Origin of the sequence: Micromonospora sp. NPDC047762 (genome assembly GCF_043204655.1) — a bacterium.
Taxonomy (GTDB): domain Bacteria; phylum Actinomycetota; class Actinomycetes; order Mycobacteriales; family Micromonosporaceae; genus Micromonospora.
On the sequence record NZ_JBIDCQ010000003.1, the window covers coordinates 247,593 to 264,062 of the forward strand.

Here is a 16,470-nt window from a genome sequence, read left to right on the forward strand (position 1 = left end):
GATCGGCCAGGATGGGCGGGTGGCCGGTCACGGCCGCGACGAGGAGGGTGGGCGATGCGGGTACGTGGACGGTTGACCTGGGGGCGGCGTGCTCGTGCGGGGGCGGTGGTGACCGCGTTGCTCGCGGGCGTGCTGCCACCGGCAGTGGTGCTGGCGCCGGGCGCTGCCACGGCGGGCGCGGCAGCGGGGACGCCGGTCTGCCAGGTGCGCGACGACCGGCTGCGCGAGATCTCCGGGATGGTAGCCACCGACGACGGGTACGTGGTGATCAACGACGGGGCCGACGACGAGGCCCGCCGCCGGATCTTCTACCTCGACCAGCGCTGCGCCGTGGTGCGCACCGTCTCCTTCCCGTCCCGGCCCCGCGACACCGAGGACCTGGCCATCGGCCGGGACGGCACCGTCTGGGTCGCCGACATCGGTGACAACGACCGCTCCCGGCCGACGGTCGGCGTGTGGCGGCTGGCACCGGGGGCGAAGCAGCCGGTGCTGCACCGGATGACCTACCCGGACCGTCCGCACGACGCCGAGGCGCTGCTGCTCGACGCGTCCGGTCGGCCGCTGATCGTCACCAAGGGCGGCAGCGGCACTGTCTTCCTCTACGCGCCGGCCACCGCGTTGCGGCCGGACGCGACGACGCCGCTGACCGCGCTCGGCCAGGTGACAGTGCCCTCGACCACGACCAGCAACCCGTTCTCGTTCCTGGGGCGCGGCGTGATCACCGGCGCGGCCAGCGCACCGGACGGACGGCGGGTGGTGCTGCGCAGCTACGCCGACGCCTTCGAGTACGACGTCCCCGACGGCGACGTGGTCCGCGCGTTGACCACCGGCACCCCGAGGATCACCCCGTTGCCGGACGAGCCCCAGGGCGAGTCGATCACCTACAGTCGCGACGGCCGGTCGTTGCTGACCGTCTCCGAGTCCGCCGGTCAGCCAGCCGGCACCCGCTCGACGATCCTGCGCTACCCGGCCACTGCCACCACTGTCACCGCCGCGCCCTCCACGGAGTCCGTCGACCCGGTGTCGCCCACGGCGCTCCGTCCGGCCGCCGGAGAGGCCGGCGCAGGGGGTGGGCGGACCTGGCCGCTGGCCCTCGGCGCGGGGACACTGCTGGTCCTGCTCGGGGTCGGCGGCGTGCTGTGGTGGAGACACACCGCGCGCCGCTGAGCGGGCCGGGGCTGCGGCAGGATGGGGGGATGTCCGTCCTGTCCACGTTGCGCCACCCGATCATCGCCGCCCCGATGGCTGGTGGCCCGTCCACGCCCGCGCTGGTGGCCGCCGTGTCCGCCGCGGGTGGGCTGGGCTTCCTCGCCGCCGGGATGATCGACACCGGCGGGCTGCTCGCCGACGTCGCCGAGGTCCGCTCGCGTACCGATCGGCCGTTCGGTGTGAACCTCTTCCTGCCCGATCCCGGCGGCGTCGACGAGGCCGCCGTCCGGGCGTACGCCGAACGGCTCTCCCCGCAGGCCGCGCGACGCGGCGTGAGCCTGGGCGAGCCGGTGGGCGGCGACGACGCGTACCCGGAGAAGCTGGCCGCGCTGCTCGCGGACCCGGTCCCGGTCGTGTCCTTCGTGTTCGGGCTTCCCGACCGGACGGCGGTCACCGCCCTGCGCGAGCGCGGCACCGAGGTGTGGGCCACCGTCACCCGCCCGGACGCCGCGACCGCCGCCGCCGACCTCGGTGTGGACGCGGTGGTGGTGCAGGGCACCGAGGCCGGTGGGCATCGCGGCGGCCTGCCGGACGACGACGACTACGGGTTGCTGCCGCTGCTCCGGCTGGCCGCCGCCCGCTGCGACCGGCCGCTGGTGGCCGCGGGTGGCCTCGTCGACGGCCCCTCGGTGGCTGCCGTGCTGGCCGCCGGCGCTGCCGCCGCGCAACTCGGCACGGCCTTTTTGCGCTGCCCGGAGGCGGGCAGTTCGCCGATGCACCGGGCGGCGGTGGCCGGTGCCGCACCGACCGCGTTGACCCGGGCGTACACCGGTAAGCGGGCCCGTGGCGTGGCCAACGACTTCCTGCGCGAGCACGACGCGGTGGCACCGCGTGGTTACCCCCAGGTGCTGCACCTGACGCGGCCCCTGCTCGCCGCCGCCCGGCGCGACGCGGACGCATCGGTGGCCAACCTGTGGGCCGGGCAGGCGCACCCGCTGGCCCGGGACGTGCCGGCGGCGCAGGTGGTCGCCGAGGTGAGCGCCGACGCCCGGGCCGCGCTGGCCACAGTGGTCGAGCGGTCCAGCCGCTGGGGCTGACCAGGCCGTCGGCAACCGGCTCGGGCGGGCGGGACAGGCCGGGCGGGCAACCCGTTAGAGTCTCGCCGTGATCGAGATCGGTGCGCAGGTCGAGCTGTCCCACCCGGCTGAGCGGGTCTGGCGCGCCCTGACCGATCGGGAGTTGCTCGGCCGGTGGTTCGCCGAGGCCGAGATGGTCGAGGGCGTACCGGACCGCATGCTGCTGCGCACCGCCGGCCTGCCCGGCTTCCAGGCCGACGTCGAGGTCGAGGTCACCGAGCGGCAGGAGCCGGACCTCCTCGTGCTGGCCTGCGACGAGGCCGGTCGGCTCAGCGAGGTGACCTGTGACGTCACGACCACGACTCAGGGCTGCCGGCTGGAGGTGCGGGAGGTCACCACGCACGGCGGTTGGTCGGTCGAGCAGCAGAAGCCGCGCGAGCAACAGCTCCGGCAGGCGCTGACGGTACGACTGCCGGCCATTCTCGACTGGCTCGCCTTCCAGCAGGTCGACCTGCGCCGGGCCGACGGTGGGATGACCGCGGAACTGCCGCTGATCGGCGTACGCGGCAGGGCCGGCCGCAACCCCCGTCGGCGTCGCACGCTGGTCGCCGTGGTCGCCGGGGCCGTGCTGCTGGCGGGGACGGCGGCATGGGTGACGTTGCCGCGCGACTCGAAGCCGGTCGCCGCGCCCGCACCGACCGCGACCGCGTCCGCGTCGCCGACCGCGACGGCCGGCAGGGCCACGGTCGCCTCCACGGCGACCCCCTCGGCGCGCCCCTCCCGGGCCACCGCATCGGCGACCACCCGGCCGAGCCGGACCCCGTCGGCGAAGCCCTCGCTGACGCCCACGTCGGCGGCGCCACCTCCGCCACCGGCGCCCGTCACGGCCCGCTACGAGACCGAATCCGACCGACTGTTCGGCTACACCGGAGAGATCGTGGTCGGCAACCCCGGCGGCGCACCGGTGGCGGACTGGGCAGTGGTGGTCACCCTCGCCGAAGGCACCACTGTCGACGACGTCGACGGCGCGAACTGGCGACAGGACCGACGGGTGCTCACCTTCACCGGAGCCGCCGTGGCGGCCGGGGGATCCCAGACGATCAGCTTCGACGTCCGCGACAGCCGGCCGAACGCCAGGGAGCCGGAGAGCTGCACGATCGGCGGGCAACCCTGCGCGGGCCTCTGACTAGGCTGCCGTCATGGCACTGCTGCACAGGGCGACCCTGCACCCCACGAAACTGGACCTGCTGACGGCCTGGCTGCCCACCCGACAGTGGTACGCCGGACCGACCGGCGTCGAGGTGGTCAGCCGGGGCGCCTACCGCTTCGACGACCCGGACGGCGAGGTCGGCATCGAGACGATGCTGGTCGGCGCCGCCGACGGCCCGGTCCACCATGTTCCGCTCACCTACCGCGCCGCGCCCCTCGACGGTGCGGACGGCTGGCTGGTCGGCACCACCGAGCATTCGGTGCTCGGCCGGCGCTGGGTGTACGACGGCTGCGTCGACCCGGTCTACGCGGCCGCGCTCGCCCACGCGATCCTCACCGGCAGCGGTCAGGCGGAGCAGTACTTCGAGGTCGACGGTCGGCGCGAGGTGCGTGAGCCGACGGTGACGGTCGTCGTCGACGGCGCCACCGCCCAGGTACCGGCCGTCGGCGCGGTGCGACGGGTGGTCGACGAGGACCGCACGCTCATCGCCACCGACACCGTCGAGCTGGTCGTCGTGCGCCGGCCGGGGGCCGGGGCCGACGGCTCGACCGGGGGCACGCTGAGCGGCAGTTGGGACGGTCAGCCCACGACCGTTCCGCTGGCGTACGCCAGGACGCGCTGATCCGTGTGCGGTGGGCGGCCCGATCGATCGGGCCGCCCACCGCTGTCACCACTGTGCCGGAGGCGGGGGCGGCGACACGGGCGGCCGGTCGTCGCAGGTGATGGTGTTGGGCAGCAGCCACGGCGCGAGCCACCCGCCGTCGTTACCGCCGAGGTCGGTCAGTGTGAACTCCGAACCGGCCGGGGTGAAGTGGAACGATCCGCAGTTGTTGACGCCGACCGCGCCCACGTTGCGAGCGTCCACGTTGGCGAACGAGGCGGACCCGGCAGCGCGGGCGCTGAGCACCGAGGTGCCGGTGCCGTCGACCCGGACGTCTCGGAACCGCGCGTCGGAGATCGAGTAGAGGTCCTTCACCGGCCAGTCGCTGACCAGCATGATCGCGTTGTACGTGTTGTCCAGGTACGCGTCGCCGGTCACCTCGATGGGCGCCTCGATGCTGCGATCCAGGGCGAAGACCCAGATCGCGCCCAGCCCGATGTTCCAGTTCAGCTCGTACGTGCCGGCGCGGGCTGTGGTGTTGTTCGTGAAGCGCAGGTGCCCGGTGAACGGCTCCGCGCCGAAGCGGGCCCCGGCGTGCAGGCCGCTGCCCTCGCGTACCGGGTCGGCGACCAGGTTGTGCGAGACGGTGGTGTCGGTGCCGCCGTAGATGGCGATGCCGTTGGCAAGGGTCGGTGACTGCACGGTGTTGTGGTCGAACGTGTTCCGTGCGTTGGCCGTCTTCTCCGACCACATCGCCAGGCCGTCGTCGCCGGTGTTGCGGACGAAGTTGTGCGACACGAGGGAGTCGGTCACGCCGGTGTGGAAGTTGAGCGCGTCGGCGATCTGGTCGACGATGATGTTGTTGGTGACGCGGACGTTGCGCATCGGGCCGTCGAACCACAGACCTGCCTTGGTGTGGTGCAGGTAGAGCCCGTCGATCGTGGAGTCGCTCATCGCCCCACCGATCGCGTTGACCTGGTCGGTGTCGATGCGTTCCCGCACGTCGCCCTCGATGGCGAAGCCGGAGAGGTGCACGTTGCGGCTGCCGCCGTCGGCGGCGTCCCGCCCGTAGAACCCGACCCCGGTGTGCACGGAGCCGTCCGGCGCGGGAGTCGGCAGGGCGACCTCGCGGCCCTTGATCGTGGTGTACCAGTTGCCGGCGCCCTCGATGGTCACGTCGTCGACGATGATGTGCCGGTTGACCTGGTAGGTGCCCGGCGGAATGTAGACCTTGAGGTGGGCGCGCCGGGCGAAGGTGATGGCCCGGTCCAGCGCGTCGGCGGAGTCCCGCCGGCCGGTGGGGTCGGCGCCGAAGGCGAGCACGTTCGCCGCGAGCAGTCGGACGTGCGGCGGTGCCACCAGCTCGGAGTCGAGCAGGTCGATGACCGTCCAGGCGGCGGCGCTGCCGGGCAGCGCGGTGAGCCGGACCTTGTCGCCGGCCCGGTAGGTACGCCCGAGCAGCAACCGCTGCTCGTCGTAGAAGTGGGTGGGCCGGAACGGCTTGGTGATGCTCGGGTACGGCGTGGTGGCCGACGGCACGCACTGGCACTCGGTGATCCACCAGTCCGGGTGCAGCAGCCCGGCCTGCGGGTCGTTGGTGAACGGGTACTGGTTGTAGAGCCACGAGTACTGCGATGTGAGCGTCATGGTGCGCAGGTGCTTGCCGTTGACGGCGACCCGCAGCGGCGCGGTGATCCCGCCACCCTGCGGCGCGTCCGGGATGCTGTACCGGACGGTGATTCCGTTCGCCGCGCTGGGCAGGACGAACTCCACGTACTCCCCGGGGGTGAGCCGGACCGCCCGTCGGCCGGAAGCCTCCGCGGGCAGCGTGTAGGCGGTGCGGTCGGGCCCGATGATCTCGCCGTTGGTGCGGGCGTTCTCCGCTTCCTGCTCAAGGAAGTCGACGTCCGCGCCGCGTCCGGCGACCAGCGCCGGATCGAGGGCGGCCCGGGTGACCACCGGCTGCGCGCCGGCGGACGCGGGTGGACTGGCGACGGCCGCGGTGGGTCCGGCGACCAGCACGGCGAGACCGGCCGCGAGCGCGACGGCGGTGCCGCTGGGCCGGCCGGGGCGTCCCCGCGCCGGCGTGAGGCTGCGAAACATCGGTGACCCTCCTGGGTGGGTGGTGGTGGAGGTCCGCCCGGCGTCCCCCCGACGCCCGACATTGATCGTCATGATGCAGCACCAGACAGGGCGCTGCAAGACAACTATCGAACAACGAAAATAAACGACTATCAGGCCGCAAGAAATGGACGGTCGACGAGTTGAGGTGCCGCGCGTCGCCTGCCCCCACCAGCTCACGCCCGGCGTAGGCTGATCCGCGTGGATCAAGAAGACCGGATTGCCCTCTTCCTCGATTACGAGAACCTCGCGTTGGGCGCGCGCGACCATCGTGGCGGCGCGGCCTTCGACTTCCGGCCCATCGCCGACGCGCTGGCCGAACGAGGTCGGGTGGTCGTCCGGCGGGCGTACGCCGACTGGTCCTACTTCGACGAGGACCGCCGGATGCTCACCCGGTCCCATGTCGAGCTGATCGAGATCCCGCAGCGGATGGGCGCGTCCCGTAAGAACGCCGCGGACATCAAGATGGCTGTCGACGCGATCGAGTTGGCGTTCGAACGCGACTACATCTCCACCTTCGTGATCTGCAGTGGTGACAGCGACTTCACCCCGCTGGTGCACAAGCTGCGCGAGCTGAACAAGCGGGTCATCGGCGTCGGGGTCGAGGGGTCCACCTCGGGGCTGCTTCCCCCGGCGTGCGACGAGTTCCTGTACTACGACCGCTTGGAGGGCGTGGACATCCCGCCGGCCCGTGGTCGGCGCGCTCGTCCCGCCACCCGGCAGGCCGGCGCGGAACAGCGCCCACCCGAGCCGGAGCAGGAGCTGGAGCGTCGTACGCAGGACGCGGAGCCCGATCGGGATGTCGACGCCCTCGCGGTGCTCGTCGCCCAGTCGGTCGCCGGGTTGCAGGGCAGCGCCAACGGTGAGGTCACCGCCTCCCGGCTCAAGCGGACCCTGTTGCGCAAGGACCCCACCTTCAGCGAGTCCGACTACGGCTTCCGCACCTTCGGCGAACTGCTGCGCCACCTCGCCGAGCGCAACGTGATCGAGCTGGCCGAGGGGCCGGCGAAGGGTGACCCCGAGGTCTCACTGCCCGAGCACGGCGACCGGGAGGTGGCGTTCGGTCTGCTCCGGGGCGTCGTGGCGGACCTCGGTAGCGGCGGCAACCCGGTGGCGTTGTCCGGGTTGAAGAACCAGGTGCGCCGGGCCCGCCCCGACTTCAGCGAGAAGAAGCTCGGCTACCGCAGCTTCCTGCAGTTCTGCAAGGCCGCCGCCACCGCCGGCGTACTGGACCTGCGCTGGAGCCCCGAGGCCGACGACTACCTCCTGACAACCCAAACCTGACCGCCCCGCCGACCCACACCCCGCCCCCTCCCCGCCCTCCCGCCCTCCCGCCCTCCCGAGCTGATCAAGAGGTTTCCGTCAGTGGGAACGCGATGCCTGACGCGAACTTCTTGATCAACAAGGTTGGGGATTGCGGGCGGGCTGCACGGCAGAGCTTCCTGATTCGCAACTCAGGAGCGGGAGAACCGCCCGTTATGGTTTCGAACCGCCAACGGTTGGCCCGAAATGCGCCTGGATTGTCGCCCTTGCCCCGGTCCGGGCATACCTGCGCCGTACCCTCCGCGCGGGAATTGCTATACGGTCGGCGAATGAAGGTGGAGGAGCACTGGTGGAACGGAGACACGACCCCGCGCGGGCGCCGGGACGTGTACATCCGTACTGACGGGCAGGGTTGGGAGGTCCGCGCCCAGATCGGTGGGGCGTCGGGTCGTGAGCGGGTGCAGCAGTGCCCAAGCCGGGCCTCGGCGGCCATCCTCGCCGACGCCTGGCGCGGCACCCACCCATCCTGGCGCGAGCTGAAGCAGCGCTGATCCGGCACCGGGCCGGGTCGGCAACGCTCCCGGGCTGCAGCCCGGCGCGCCCGCCGACCGGCCCGGCGCTCGGTTACCACTCCACAACTCGGCGGGCCGGCTCGACTACTCGTCATCAAGTGATCAAAAGTAGGTCCCGGCGAGCGGATTGAGCTACTTTTCATCACCTGATCAAGGGATGGCGGCGGATCTCCGTGTCCCCGCCCTCAGGTCGGGTATCCGGAGGGCTGCCGGTCGCGCCCGATGGAGGTCGCCCATGTCGCAGGGTCCCGACGAGGAGAACTTCAGGCTCGACGAGGAGGTCCGAGAGGCCGAGCGTCGGCTCGCCAACCTCGGCGCCTCGTCGGACGACGCGCTGACCGACGACGACGCCCGCGCGCCGGACGGTGCTCCCACCGAGGAGAACGCCGAGTAGGGCCTGCCCGGCGTCCTGCCGGACAGGCCCCCACGATCGGCTCAGCGCTTCAGCGTGAAGGTGAAGTCGCCGGAGAGCTGGCCGCTCAACCGGAACGCCGAAACGACCTTGCCCTCCATGATCAGTCGGTCGATCTCGCCGCGCGACAGACGGCAACCCTCAGCGATCAGTCGGGTCGGCCGGACCGGGACCCGTGCCGCGTTGCGGACCGCGACGTCGATCACGTCGAGGTCCAGGTGCTCCAATCCGCCGGTGTCTAGACGCCAGGCGTTGGTCCAGTCCAGGGCGAATCGGTTCCGGTGCTGGACGGCCGGATCCTGGAGCAGCTCGGCGACCAGGCCGCCATCGTTCGCATGGAGCCGGTCCAGCAGTTCGGGTGGGATGGTGCGGACGGTCATCCGTTCCAGGACGGTGAGTTTCGCCGTCTCCCCGCACTCGGTGCAGAGCACGAGAAGCCAGACGTCGAGGAGCTTGTGGTTGGCGTTGACACGGAACTTGCCGCTCGCCCGAAAGCGTTGGGACGGGCACGCGTGGCAACGGCGGTTGACGATCGGCAGGCAGGTGGGCACGACGGCCCAGTGAAAGAGCACAGAGGTACACCGGTTTCAGTGAGAAGTCCGCAGCAAAAAGGAGCGCGGCGCACAGGCGCGACGCGCGACAGATCAGCTCTCGGGAGGTCTCACAGGGTGTACAACGGCACGTCCTTGCCTAGACGACCTGGTTGCGCAGCAGGGTAACGGCGCACGGCGGCGCCGCTCCACTGGTTTTACGCGTCAGGAGCCCGGGTGGCGGGACGAGCGGACCGGTCAGGCCTTCGGGACCGGCAGGACCACGCCCTCGGCCGCCGACCGGTGGGCCAGCTCGATCAACTCGACAGTGTGGACAGAGTCCCGTGGGTCCACCGGCATCGGCGTGCCGTCGCGCAGCGCAGCCGCCACCTGGGCGTAGAAGCTCTGGTACGCGCCGGGTTCGGTCGGCACCGGCCGCAGGTCACCGTCGACGCCGAGCAGGCCGTAGCGGTCCGGCGGAACCTCACCCCAGCCCGGCTGGTCCGGGCGGCCACCCTCGTGCAGCGCCGCCTCCTGCACGTCCAGCCCGTAGCTGGTGTAGCCGGCCCGGTCGCCCAGCACCCGCAGGCGCGGCCCGAGCTGAGCGGTCACCGCACCCATCCACAGGTGCGAGTGGACCCCGCTGGCGTGGGTCAACGCCACGAAGGCGTCGTCGTCGACGGCCGCGCCCGCGCGGCGACGGTCCACCTCCGCGTACACCCTCTCGACCTGGCCGAACAGCTGCACCGCCTGGTCGACGAGGTGGGCGCCGAGGTCGAAGAGGGCGCCGCCGGCCTCCTCCGGACCGGCAAGCTCCCGCCAGCCCGGCTTGATCGTCGGACGGAACCGCTCGAACCGGGACTCGAAGCGCAGCACCTGCCCCAACTCGCCCTGCTCGACCAGGCGGCGGACGGTCAGGAAGTCGCCGTCCCAGCGCCGGTTCTGGAAGACCGTCAGCGGCACCCCACGCTCGGACGCCTCGTCGATCAGCACGCGGCCCTCAGCGGCGGTCGGGGAGAGGGGCTTGTCGACGACGACCGGCAGGCCGGCGGCGAGCGCCGCGCGCGCCATCGGCACGTGCTGCCGGTTCGGCGTCGCCACCACGACCAGGTCCAGTGCGTCCGGGGTACGCCACAACTCGTCGGCGTCGTCGACCAGGCGGGCGTCCGGGAAGTGCTGCCGCGCCTGCTCGCGTCGCTGCGGATCACGGGTCACGATGGCGTCGAGCCGCAGCCCGGGGGTCGCGGCGATCAGCGGCGCGTGGAACACCCGGCCCGCCAGCCCGTACCCCAGCAGACCAACCCGCAGCGCCTTCGCCATGCCGTGCCCCCGTCTCCCTGGTCCGCGCCCTGACCTGGCGCCGGTACCGTTGAGAAGAATCTACGCCGGGCCTGATCTCGGCCCGGTGCCGGTCAGGTCACCGGGTCGGCGCGCAGGTAGGTGAGGACCGCGAGCACCCGCCGGTTGGTGTCGTCGCTGGGGGGCAGGTCGAGCTTCAGCAGGATGTTGCCGACGTGCTTGCCGACCGCCGCCTCGCTGACGTGCAACCGGCCGGCGATCGAGGCGTTGGAGCGTCCCTCGGCGAGCAGCGCCAACACCTCGCGTTCCCGGGCGGACAGCGCGGCGAGCGGGTCGCGGGGGCGGTGCAGCAGTTGCCGGACCACGTCCGGGTCGATGGCGGTGCCGCCGTCGGCGACCCGGCGCAGCGTGTCGACGAACTCGGTGACCTCGGCGATACGGTCCTTGAGCAGGTAGCCGACGCGTTGGCCGTCGCCGCTGTCCAGCAGCGCCGCCGCGTACCCGGTCTGCACGTACTGGCTGAGCACCACGACCGGGAGGTCAGGTCGCTCGGTGCGCAGCGTGACGGCCGCGCGCAGCCCGTCGTCGCGGCGGCCCGGCGGCATCCGGATATCGGTCAGCACCAGGTCCGGTTGGTGGGCGCGGGCCGCCGCCAGCAGGTCCGGTGCGGAGCCGACGGCCGCGCACACGGTGAAGTCGAAGCGGGTCAGCAGCGCGACCAGACCCTCCCGCAGCAGCACCTCGTCCTCGGCGAGCACCACCCGGGTCACCGACGACATGGCAGCTCCACCCGGACCACTGTAGGGCCGCCGGGCGGGCTGGACAGGAGCAGCCGGCCGTCCACGGCGGCGACCCGGTCGGCGAGCCCGGTCAGGCCGGTGCCCCGGGCCGGGTCGGCGCCGCCGTGACCGTCGTCGGTCACCTCGACGACAAGGTCACCGCCGACCTGGGTGAGGCGTACGTCGGCGCGGGTCGCCCGGGCGTGCCGGGCCACGTTGCCCAGCGCCTCGGAGACCACGAAGTAGGCGGTGGTGTCCACGATCTCCGGCAGCTCGTCGTGCAGGTCGGCGTGCACGGCGACCGGGATGGTGGCGGCGTCGGCCAGCTCGCGGACGGCGCCGGCCAGGCCGAGGTCGGTGAGGCTCTGCGGGCGGATGCCGTGCACCAACTGCCGCAGCATCACCATCAGGCCCCGGGCCTGGTCGTGCGCCACGGCGAGGGGGCGGGACGCGGGGGAGTCCTCGGGTACGTCCAGCCGGGCCAGCCCGAGCTGGAGGGTGAGGCTGGTCAGCCGGGGCTGGGCGCCGTCGTGCAGGTCGCGCTCGATGCGACGGCGTTCGGCCTCGTACGCGCCGACCAGTCGGGTGCGGGAGCGGGTGACCTCGCGCAGCGCCGCCGCGTCCACCGGGTGGGCCAGCAACCAGCGGGCCACGGCTGCCTGGACGGCGGCGAGCAGACCGACGGCGTACCAGAGAACCGGGATCAGCAGCACCCCCACGATGGCGTACGGAATGGCTTCGCCGGTGCTGTCGATCGGCTGCCAGATCACCACCGGCTGGTTGGCGTCTCCGGCCAGCCAGGGGCTGGAGATCATTCCGAGGTCGAGCAGCACCAGCACGAGGAACACCCAGTAGGCGACCGGAGTGAACCCGCCCAGCCAGAACAGGTAGGCCACCTCCCGCCAGGTCGCGGCGTTGCGGTAGCGGGCGACCAGGCCCGGCCACGGCGACGAGGGCAGCGGGCGACCGTCGACGAGCCCGACCCGCCACCGCTCGACGACGGCCACCGGGAAGCTCACGAGCGGGGCCAACGCCAACAGGGTGAGGCTGCCGGTCGCCAGGAACAGCATCAGCGCGATGCTCGGTGGTCGGCCGTGCAGGCGGAGCCCGTTGGCGGCGGCCAGCAGGGGCGCGCCGATGACGAGCAGCCCGACGCCGAGCACGCCGGCGATCGGCACCGTGGTGACCAGGTAGGCCAGCGCGCGCCAGGGCCACGCGGAGATCAGCCAGCGGCGGCGGCGCAGCGCCTCGGCCAGGTGCGAAGGGTGTTCCGTGGTCATGCAGCAGACGCTAATCGGGGGCGACCGGGTGCCCCAGCCGTCCAGATCCCCTCTTCGGGGTATGCCCAGCACTACCAGCGAACGGGTGTGCGGGGCCCGGAAACGGGAAGAACGCGAGGTCACGCGACCCGCGTGACCTGTGGTGGCGGCGGCTGGAGAGACATGGGTGCCAGAACCTTCGTGGTGGTCGGCGGGACCAGCGGTCTCGGCCTCGCGGTGGCCCGACTGCTCGTCGACGAGCATCAGGTGGTGGTGTTCGGCAACGTGCCCGCCGAGGTCGCCGCCGCTACCGACGAGCTGGGTTGCGACGGCGCCGTCTGCGACATCTCCTCCTACGAGCAGGTCCGCGACGGGTTCGCCGAGGTGGTCGAGCGCTACGGCACGATCGACGGGGTGGCGGCCTGCGCCTCCATGTGGGCCGGTGGCGACCTGGGGGACCTGTCGGTGGAACACATCCGCCGGGCCGTGGAGATCAACGTTCTGGGCATCACGTACCTGCTGCGGGAAGCGGTGCGGCACCTGCACCGGCAGGGCCACGGCAACGTCGTCTACATCGGCGCGCTGGCGCTGGCGGCCCCCCGGCCCGGCATCCCCGTCTACCGGGCCACCAAGAGCTACGGCAACAGCCTTGTCGATTCGCTGGCCGAGGCCCAGCACAGCAACCGGGTCAAGGTGATGCAGCTGCACCCCGGGCCGATGCCGACCCGGCTACAGGAACGGGTGGGTGCCGAGTTCCTGGACGAGGTGTACGCCATGCCCGAACAGGTCGCCACCGAGGTCGTCCGGTTGCTGCTGCTCGAACCCGACGACCTCTACGTCTCCGGTGAGCGCGTGCTGCGCGCGGACGGGCGGTGGTGACGGCCGCAGCCGGACCCGCCGACCGTCCGGTCTCGGCCTGGGCGCCGCTGCGGACGGCGGTCTACCGCAACCTGTGGCTGGCCCTGCTCGCCGCCAACATCGGCACCTGGATGCAGACCGTCGGCGCGCAGTGGCTGTTGATCAACCACTCCAACGCCTCCACCCTCGTCGCGTTGGTGCAGACCGCCAGTCTGCTGCCGGTGCTGCTGCTGGCGTTGCCCGCCGGGGTGCTGGCCGACAGCTTCGACCGCCGGCACCTGCTGATCGCCGTGCAGTTGTTCCTGGTGGCGGTGGCGGTCGTGTTGACGCTGCTCACCGTGACCGACCGGATGCCGCCCGCGCTGCTGCTCACCCTCACCTTCGCGTTCGGTGTCGGGCAGGCGCTGACCCTGCCGGCCTGGGCGGCGGTGATCCCGGAGCTGGTGCCGCAGGACCAACTCCGGTCGGCGTCCGCGCTCGGGTCGATAAGCGTGAACGTGGCGCGGGCGGTCGGACCCGCGGTGGCCGGCGTGCTGATCGCCCGTACCGGCGTCGCCCCGGTCTTCGGCATCAACGCGGTCGCCTTCGCGATCTTCGCGTACGCGCTGTGGCGCTGGCGGCCCGGCAATGCCCGCGCGGTCGAGGTGCCGGAGCGGTTCACCGCCGCGTTGCGCGCCGGCAGCCGCTACGTACGCCACTCGCCGATCGTCCGCCGGCTGTTGCGCCGTGCGTTGGTCTTCGTGGTCCCGGCCAGCGCGCTGTGGGCGTTGCTGCCGTTGGTGGCGAGTCGGCGGCTGGGGCTGGGCTCCGGCGGGTACGGGGTGCTGTTGGCCGCCCTCGGCGTGGGCGCCATCGCGGGTGGCGTGCTGCTGGCCGTGATCCGTACCCGGCTGACGGCCAACCAGCTCCTGCTGATCGCCGGGGCGCTGTTCACAGTGGCGCTGACCGTCGTCGGCACCGTCCGGGCGGTGCCGCTGGTGCTGCTCGCCCTGCTGCCCGCCGGGATGGCCTGGGTGACGGTGCTGGCCAACGTCAACGCCGAGATGCAGCTCTTCCTGCCGAGTTGGGTACGGGCCCGGGGTCTGGCCGTCTACCAGGTGTGCTTCGCCGGTGGGCAGGCCGCCGGCGCGCTGCTGTGGGGTCTGGTGGCCGAGATGGCCGGGCTGCTCCCCGCGTACCTGGCGGCGGCGGCCCTGATGCTTCTCGGCACCCTGACGAGTCGGATCTGGCCGTTGCCGGACCTGCGCTCGGTCAACCGGGAACCGGCCGCATACTGGCCGCAACCGCACCTGGCGCGGGAGCCGGACCCGAGGGTGGGACCGGTGCTGGTGACGGTGCAGTACACGGTCCGGCCGGAGCGGACCCAACCGTTCCTGGCGGCGATGGACCTGGTGCGTGGCGCTCGGCAGCGGACCGGCGCGATGCGGTGGGGGCTGTTCCGCCCGGCCGAGACGGTGGACCGGTTCGTCGAGGTGTACCTGGTGCCGTCCTGGGACGAGCATCTGCGCCAGCACGGCGGCCGGTTGACAGGCGAGGACCGCGCGGCCGAGCAACGGGCCCGGGAGCTGACCGACGGGGAACCGGAGGTCCGACACCTGGTGCCCGCCGCGGCCGGCCCGACGCTCTCCGACGACCGCGAGGCGCTCTGACACCGCGCGGCACCCCCGGAGCAGGGTCGGCGCGGCCGCGTACGACGTACGGTCTCGTTGTTAGGATGGCCGCACCATGGCGAGTGAGCGCAAGGCGACCGCGGACCCGGCCCGCAGCCTGGCCCTTCTCTGGCGCACCCGGGAGCCGACCAGCCGCAGCGCGGGTCCGGCGCTCAGCGTCGGTCGGATCGTCCGGGTCGCGATCGACATCGCCGACGCCGAGGGTCTCGACGCGCTGACCATGCGCCGGGTCGGTGAGGCGCTGGGGGTCGGCACGATGTCGGTCTACACCTACGTGCCGGGCAAGGCCGAACTCGTCGCCGTCATGATCGACACCGCGTACGGCGAGATGTCACGCCCCGCCGTCGAGGGTGACTGGCGTACGCGGTTGGAGCGGATCGCCCGCGACAATCTGGCGCTCTACCAGCGCCATCCCTGGATGCTGAGGGCCGAGACGGCCCGACCGGTGCTCGGTCCGCACCTGATGGCCAAGTACGACTACGAGCTGAGCGCCATCGTCGACATCGGGCTCACCGACGTCGAGGTCGACGCCGTGCTCACCCTCGTGCTGGGTCACGTGAAGAGCGCCGCCCGGGCCGCCTCCGAGGTGGTCGACCTGGAGCGCGAGACCGGCATGACCGATGGCCAGTGGTGGCAGTCGCACGCGCCCTGGCTGGAGACATTCCTGAAGCCCGACGCCTACCCGACCGCGTCCCGGGTCGGCACCGCGGCCGGCCAGCAGCACGGTGCCGCGTACGGCCCGGAGTACGCGTTCGAGTTCGGTCTGCAACGCGTCCTCGACGGGATCTCGGTGGCGGTCGCCGAGCGGGCGGCCAACCGGTAGCCGCTAGCGCGGTGCTGCCCGTCGAGCCAGCCGGGCCAGCGAGCGCGCCGACGGGCTGCCCGGCTCGGCGTGATAGACCACCAGCGACTGGGTGGTGCCGTTGATCGTGAGCTTCTCGTAGCGCAGCGCCAACTCGCCCACCTCCGGGTGCTGGAACACCCGCACCCCGCCGCCGGCGCGGGCCGTGACGTCGTGCCGGGCCCACAACCGTCGAAACCGTCCGCTGCCGGCCGTCAGCTCCCGCACCAGCTCGATGAGGTGGGGGTCGTCCACCTCGGGGCCGACCTGTGCGCGCAGGCCGGCCACCGCGTTGGCCGCGACAGCCGTCAGAGCCGGGTAGAGCGCCGGCACGCTCGGGTCCAGGAAGACCGCGCGCAGGAGATTCACCCCGGCGGTGAAGATCGGCGCCAGCGCGGTCGCGGCGGGGTTGGCGAAGAGCACGTCCAGGTGTCGACCGTGCACGAAGGCGGGTGTCTCGGCCCACGAACCGACCAACTGCCGGATGCCCACCGGCACCCGCTCCGAGGGTCGCGCCGCCCGGCGGGCCGGCACCGGCCGGGCCAGGGCGTGCAGGTGTGCCGCCGCGTCCGCGTCCAGCCTCAACGCGCGGGCCAGCGCCTCGACCACCTGCGTCGACGGGTGCCGGTCACGCCCCTGCTCCAACCGCAGGTAGTAGTCGGCGCTGATGCCGGCGAGCAGGGCGGCCTCCTCGCGCCGCAGGCCGGGGACCCGCCGACGGCCGTGCGCGGGCAAGCCGACGTCACCCGGCCTGATCAGCTCACGCCGGGCACGCAGGTATTCGCCCAGCGGGCCGGCCGCGCTCACCCGCCCATCGTAGGAGCCGCCAC

Annotated in this window: 16 protein-coding genes; 10 read left to right on the forward strand and 6 right to left on the reverse strand. The window is 72.5% G+C overall.

Annotated elements, in window-relative coordinates:
* Positions 1-54 precede the first annotated feature (54 nt).
* From ACGF3C_RS11980 to ACGF3C_RS11995, 4 genes are all read left to right on the forward strand, one after another.
* Positions 55-1,167 carry a hypothetical protein gene (locus tag ACGF3C_RS11980; RefSeq protein ID WP_393221292.1) on the forward strand — a complete coding sequence of 371 codons (1,113 nt, stop codon included), beginning with the start codon at positions 55-57 and terminating at the stop codon, positions 1,165-1,167.
* Positions 1,168-1,196: 29 nt separating this feature from the next.
* Positions 1,197-2,246, forward strand: coding sequence for an NAD(P)H-dependent flavin oxidoreductase (locus tag ACGF3C_RS11985; RefSeq protein ID WP_393221295.1), 1,050 nt, complete (start codon positions 1,197-1,199; stop codon positions 2,244-2,246).
* Between the two features lie 67 nt (positions 2,247-2,313).
* Positions 2,314-3,411, forward strand: a complete 1,098-nt coding sequence (locus ACGF3C_RS11990; protein ID WP_393221299.1) for an SRPBCC domain-containing protein — start codon at positions 2,314-2,316, stop codon at positions 3,409-3,411.
* Positions 3,412-3,424: 13 nt separating this feature from the next.
* Entirely contained in the window at positions 3,425-4,057 is a 633-nt protein-coding gene (locus tag ACGF3C_RS11995; protein ID WP_357230774.1) for a hypothetical protein, read from the forward strand.
* Between the two features lie 45 nt (positions 4,058-4,102).
* On the opposite strand, the gene ACGF3C_RS12000 is transcribed toward ACGF3C_RS11995, so the two are convergent.
* Entirely contained in the window at positions 4,103-6,139 is a 2,037-nt protein-coding gene (locus ACGF3C_RS12000) for a glycosyl hydrolase family 28-related protein (RefSeq protein WP_393221302.1), read from the reverse strand.
* Between the two features lie 219 nt (positions 6,140-6,358).
* Between ACGF3C_RS12000 and ACGF3C_RS12005 the strand changes: the two genes are divergently transcribed.
* The 3 genes from ACGF3C_RS12005 to ACGF3C_RS12015 all read left to right on the forward strand — a co-directional run bounded on the left by ACGF3C_RS12005 (position 6,359) and on the right by ACGF3C_RS12015 (position 8,386).
* Positions 6,359-7,441, forward strand: coding sequence for an NYN domain-containing protein (locus tag ACGF3C_RS12005; protein WP_393221305.1), 1,083 nt, complete (start codon positions 6,359-6,361; stop codon positions 7,439-7,441).
* A 308-nt stretch (positions 7,442-7,749) separates the two neighbouring features.
* Positions 7,750-7,971, forward strand: coding sequence for a hypothetical protein (locus ACGF3C_RS12010; protein WP_030335934.1), 222 nt, complete (start codon positions 7,750-7,752; stop codon positions 7,969-7,971).
* Between the two features lie 256 nt (positions 7,972-8,227).
* Entirely contained in the window at positions 8,228-8,386 is a 159-nt protein-coding gene (locus ACGF3C_RS12015; RefSeq protein WP_357233847.1) for a hypothetical protein, read from the forward strand.
* Between the two features lie 41 nt (positions 8,387-8,427).
* On the opposite strand, the gene ACGF3C_RS12020 is transcribed toward ACGF3C_RS12015, so the two are convergent.
* The 4 genes from ACGF3C_RS12020 to ACGF3C_RS12035 all read right to left on the reverse strand — a co-directional run bounded on the left by ACGF3C_RS12020 (position 8,428) and on the right by ACGF3C_RS12035 (position 12,292).
* Positions 8,428-8,976 carry a DUF1062 domain-containing protein gene (locus ACGF3C_RS12020; RefSeq protein WP_393221309.1) on the reverse strand — a complete coding sequence of 183 codons (549 nt, stop codon included), beginning with the start codon at positions 8,974-8,976 and terminating at the stop codon, positions 8,428-8,430.
* Between the two features lie 216 nt (positions 8,977-9,192).
* Positions 9,193-10,254 (reverse strand): Gfo/Idh/MocA family oxidoreductase, encoded by a 1,062-nt coding sequence (locus ACGF3C_RS12025; protein ID WP_393221311.1) that lies wholly within the window; start codon positions 10,252-10,254, stop codon positions 9,193-9,195.
* A gap of 92 nt (positions 10,255-10,346) precedes the next feature.
* On the reverse strand, positions 10,347-11,012 hold the full coding sequence (locus ACGF3C_RS12030) for a response regulator transcription factor (RefSeq protein ID WP_357231828.1): 666 nt from the start codon (positions 11,010-11,012) through the stop codon (positions 10,347-10,349).
* The gene (locus ACGF3C_RS12035) at positions 11,000-12,292 is read right to left on the reverse strand and encodes a sensor domain-containing protein (protein WP_357231825.1); all 1,293 of its coding nucleotides are present in this window, start codon (positions 12,290-12,292) and stop codon (positions 11,000-11,002) included. Before ACGF3C_RS12035 ends, ACGF3C_RS12030 begins: the two co-directional genes overlap by 13 nt.
* A 162-nt stretch (positions 12,293-12,454) precedes the next feature.
* Here ACGF3C_RS12035 and ACGF3C_RS12040 point away from each other — a divergent pair, with 162 nt between their 5' ends.
* The 3 genes from ACGF3C_RS12040 (at position 12,455) to ACGF3C_RS12050 (ending at position 15,622) form a co-directional block, all read left to right on the forward strand.
* Positions 12,455-13,150 (forward strand): SDR family oxidoreductase, encoded by a 696-nt coding sequence (locus tag ACGF3C_RS12040; protein ID WP_357231822.1) that lies wholly within the window; start codon positions 12,455-12,457, stop codon positions 13,148-13,150.
* Positions 13,144-14,778: an MFS transporter gene (locus ACGF3C_RS12045; protein WP_393221315.1), complete on the forward strand. Its 1,635-nt coding sequence runs from the start codon at positions 13,144-13,146 to the stop codon at positions 14,776-14,778. The genes ACGF3C_RS12040 and ACGF3C_RS12045 overlap by 7 nt, the downstream gene beginning before the upstream one ends.
* Before the next feature lie 76 nt (positions 14,779-14,854).
* Positions 14,855-15,622: a TetR/AcrR family transcriptional regulator gene (locus tag ACGF3C_RS12050; protein WP_357235062.1), complete on the forward strand. Its 768-nt coding sequence runs from the start codon at positions 14,855-14,857 to the stop codon at positions 15,620-15,622.
* 3 nt (positions 15,623-15,625) lie between these two features.
* On the opposite strand, the gene ACGF3C_RS12055 is transcribed toward ACGF3C_RS12050, so the two are convergent.
* Positions 15,626-16,447, reverse strand: a complete 822-nt coding sequence (locus ACGF3C_RS12055) for a helix-turn-helix transcriptional regulator (protein WP_393221319.1) — start codon at positions 16,445-16,447, stop codon at positions 15,626-15,628.
* Between the last annotated feature and the right edge of the window lie 23 nt (positions 16,448-16,470).